The organism is Mesorhizobium sp. M1E.F.Ca.ET.041.01.1.1 (assembly GCF_003997355.1).
Lineage (GTDB): Bacteria > Pseudomonadota > Alphaproteobacteria > Rhizobiales > Rhizobiaceae > Mesorhizobium.
The window spans coordinates 1-3,658 of sequence record NZ_RZSL01000582.1; the positions used below are offsets into that span (position 1 = coordinate 1).

General features: G+C 62.5%; 4 protein-coding genes. 1 reads left to right on the top strand and 3 read right to left on the bottom strand.

All coding sequences use genetic code 11. The features are described 5' to 3' along the window. Positions 1-208 precede the first annotated feature (208 nt). The 3 genes from EOA38_RS30620 to EOA38_RS30630 all read right to left on the bottom strand — a co-directional run bounded on the left by EOA38_RS30620 (position 209) and on the right by EOA38_RS30630 (position 3,134). Positions 209-892 (bottom strand): SDR family NAD(P)-dependent oxidoreductase, encoded by a 684-nt coding sequence (locus EOA38_RS30620; RefSeq protein ID WP_126094535.1) that lies wholly within the window; start codon positions 890-892, stop codon positions 209-211. 82 nt (positions 893-974) lie between these two features. Beyond that, positions 975-2,348: an adenylate/guanylate cyclase domain-containing protein gene (locus EOA38_RS30625; RefSeq protein WP_127300985.1), complete on the bottom strand. Its 1,374-nt coding sequence runs from the start codon at positions 2,346-2,348 to the stop codon at positions 975-977. A 189-nt stretch (positions 2,349-2,537) separates the two neighbouring features. After that, positions 2,538-3,134 (bottom strand): YdeI/OmpD-associated family protein, encoded by a 597-nt coding sequence (locus EOA38_RS30630; protein ID WP_126095954.1) that lies wholly within the window; start codon positions 3,132-3,134, stop codon positions 2,538-2,540. Between the two features lie 186 nt (positions 3,135-3,320). On the opposite strand from EOA38_RS30630, the gene EOA38_RS30635 reads away from it, so the two are divergent. Beyond that, positions 3,321-3,658 (top strand): SDR family NAD(P)-dependent oxidoreductase (locus tag EOA38_RS30635; protein ID WP_127300986.1); only part of this gene is annotated, 338 nt, incomplete at its 3' end.

Sequence of the window (3,658 nt, forward strand, 5' to 3'; positions counted from 1 at the left end):
CGTCAAACACGGCGGGCCTCGCAATGGTTCAACAGTTTCGTCCGGATTTTTGGATTTTGGGCTCGATCCCGCCTGCCACTCCTCTTCTCGCGAGACCGCACCACCGCGTGCCTTGGGTGCACGGGCGCGGAGCCTCGCATCACACTTCGTAGGCCGAGAATGCTATTTTCGTAGCAAGGCGTATGGGCAGGTAGGACGCTCGAGCCGTTCACCACGGCAGCTTCATGCCATCGCGGAAGAAGCCGCCCGTCGGACCGTCGTCCGGCAGGGTCGCGGCCCATACGATGCCGGCCGCCCCTGGCGCGACTGGGCGGCTGCCGGGCCCGCCCATGTCGGTCTCCATCCAGTCCGGGCTGATGGCGTTGACCAGGACGCCCGCGTCGCGCAGCTCGGCCGCGAGAATTCGGGTGAGCGCACTGAGCGTCGCCCTGCCGGTCGAATAGGCCGGCGAGCCAGCCTCGGGCGAAACGATGACCAGCCGGCCATGACCGGAGGCGCTGAGCAGCGGCGCGAAGGCGAACGCCACCCGCCAGGCGCCGACGACATAGCTCTCGAAGGCCTTGCTGCCCACCGTCCGGTGGGGATTCAGCGCTCGCGCGGACAACTCGTAGTGGATGGCGGCGTTGTTGACGAGCACGTCGAGCCGACCGAATCGGCGCTCCACCTCGGCTGCAGCAAGGGCTGGCCCATCGGGCGCGGCGACATCCAGCGCGATGGCCTCGACATTGCCGCCGGGTTTCTTCGCCGCCGCCTCGCCCTTGGCGAGGTCGCGCGCGCCGATGAGCACGGTGAAGCCAAGTCCGGCGAGCTGCCGGCCGGTCTCCAGGGCAATGCCGCGATTGGCGCCGGTGACGAGCGCCACCTTGCCGGAATGATTTGCTGTGCTGGTCATTGCTCCCGCTGGTCAAAATCTGACACTTGGTCGGACCGACAACAGACTCGCGGGAGTTTTTTGGACGATCCGGTCGGCACGTTCAATCGAGACCGACCCAGATGTAGCCATCCTCCTCGCGGCACGGAATGAGACGCAACGGAGCCCGGTTCTTCGAAATATCGCCGAGGACCTCCATGCCGGCCGAAGTTCCATCCTCGTTGAGCGCCTCGCACCACTTTACGATTTCGCCTGTATCCAGATCGAATCCGGAGTGATGCCAGCGACACACCAGCGTGCCATCCTCGTCTACAGTGCTCGCCTGTCGTGCGTGGCCGTTGGTCCGCGAGGTGCTTTCGAAGAACGGCAATTTCAGATGCGGGCAGGCATTGTTAAAGGCATGGACGCGCCCGCCCCTGCGCAAAATCACGACGTAAAGCGCTTGGAACTCGATGACTTTGTAGTCGCCGTCCTTCAGTTCGCCCGTCGCGACCGTCCGGTGCCACGTCTTGCTGCCCAGTTGCATAGTCTCGCGCGCGCCTTTTTCGTTCAACCGGCGCTCGGCTTCAACCTTCAGCTTCCTTATCTCGTACAGCGTAATTCGGTCGGAGGTACCGCGCAAACGCACCCGAATGAAATCGGATATTTCAACCTCGTCCTTGACCCGTTCATAGAGCGTCTCCGAAATCAGGAGGCGGGTTCCGGCCTCCTTGTTGGCTGTTTCGACGCGGCTCGCCACATTGACCGCATCGCCGATAGCCGTCAGGCGCTCGTTTCCGGGTGATCCGACCGAACCGATCACCGCTTCGCCCAGATGCAAACCGACGCGAATATCGAAGTCGATGCCGTACATCGAGGCAAAAAACGGCTTCAGCCGATCGACCGTGGCAAGGGTCTGTAGGGCCGCATTGACCGCGCGCACCGGCGCATCGTCTTGGCCGTTCACGCCAAATATCGCCATAAGCCCGTCGCCGACGAACTTGTCGATGTAGCCGTTGTTGAGCTCGATGACTTCGGCGACCTGAGTGAAATAGCGATTGAGCAGATACATGACATCGTAAGGCGTCAGCGTTTCGGAGAAGTGGGTGAATCCGGCTACGTCGCTGAAGAAAATGACGACCGACTTCAGCTCGCCCGCACTGGTGGACCTGTGCGGCAGCAGCTGACTGGTCATTCGCAGGTCGGTCTCGTCGAGTACGAGCCTGCGGAAGGTGATGTCGGAGGCAGGTCTGAGCTGGCATGCCAGGCGTACGTTGTTGCCAAGCCCCAGCCGCTCTACGAGCGTGCGCTCCAGCGCTGTGCGCTCCGGGCAGCCGTCTGCACCGTCGAGAATCCAGATCCGGCAGGTTGAGCATTTGGCCTTACCGCCACAAGCGCAGGCGATCGGGACATCTGCCCGGCGAGCGGCTTCAAGGACAGATTCCCCGAGCGCCGATTTGATCGATATGTCGTCGGGCAGCGATAGCAACGTAGGCATCGGAACCGATCTTCCTGTACGAGTGGCGCCAAACGCTGGTAGTCAATAAAAGGTCTATCAGCCGGACACCGTTTCAGCCTCGTTCGGACGACATTAGCCCAGCAATGGCTTGGATGCCATCGTCGAGTCCGATAGTCCGCCCCGGGTCGGTCGAAAGTCGCGCTCCGCATCGGGTACCAAGTGTCCGGCCTACTTCTTCTGCGGGTGGATCGTCTCGCCGCGCTTCAGCATGTCGACGAAGCTTGCGATCTTCTTCTTGCGCCCGGCCTCGGTCTTCATGTTGTGGGTGCGGAAGGCGAGCGCGAAGCGGTTCTGGGCGGAGAGCTTTGCCAGCATTTCCTTCGCTTTCGGCTCAGCGTCGATCGCCGCCTGCAGGTCGGGCGGGATCGTCATCTCCTTGGACCCGCCATAGGCGCGGTCCCAGCGCCCGTCGGCCTTGGCCGCCTCGACCTCGCGCAGGCCATGCTTCGTCATGCGGCCCTGCTCGGTCAGGCGCGCGACATTGTCGATGTTGATCCTGCTCCAGATGCTCTTTTTGCCACGCGGCGTGTAGCGCTGCAGAAAGCTCTTCTCGTCGAGCGACTTGCGCACCGCGTCGATCCAGCCGAAGCAGAGCACAACGTCGATCGCCTCCTTTGGCGTGATCGAGGGAAGACCCGAACCTACCTTATGGATCTTGATCCAGACCTCGCTTTCGCCGGCGTGGTTTTGGCCGAGCCAGGCATAGAAACTCTCCGCGTCGGGGAACTCGCGGATCTTCTCCGGATCGACCTTGATCGGGGCCATCATCACCTCGTCTGCTTGTCTCGACCGACAGTTTGAACGATTCCGCCGCTGCTGTAGCGATGGTTGGTGCCAGTTTCTGTCAGCAGATCCGAGGATGCCATCGGCCTTTCCGATGACACTATCGGTTTCTTCCGTTTCCGCGTCGAGCATCCGCCTGCCACATCACTATCCATGCAAAGGAAAGGCATGGACATGGACAATCGAAAAATCCTGATCGTCGGCGGCAGTTCTGGCATGGGATTGGCGCTGGCCAGGCGCTGCCTCGACGAAGGCGCCAGCGTCATCATCGCCGGGCGCGGCGAAGCGAAGCTGAGCAAGGCCCGCGATCAACTCGGCCGCCCGGCCACTTTGGAGGCGGCGGCGGTCGACATCAGCCGCGAGGACGAGGTCGCGGCGCTGTTCGCGCGCATCGGCAGGCTCGACCATATCGTCAGCACGGCCGCCGCGATCGAAGGCGCCTACCGGCTGTTGCCCGAGATCGAGCTTTCAGCCGCGCAAAAGATGGTGGAAAGCAAGGTCTACGG

Bases quoted from the DNA above. Each gene is read 5' to 3' on its own strand.
- EOA38_RS30625 (WP_127300985.1), bottom strand. From the start codon at position 2,348: ATGCCTACGTTGCTATCGCTGCCCGACGACATATCGATCAAATCGGCG.
- EOA38_RS30630 (WP_126095954.1), bottom strand. From the start codon at position 3,134: ATGGCCCCGATCAAGGTCGATCCGGAGAAGATCCGCGAGTTCCCCGAC.
- EOA38_RS30620 (WP_126094535.1), bottom strand. From the start codon at position 892: ATGACCAGCACAGCAAATCATTCCGGCAAGGTGGCGCTCGTCACCGGC.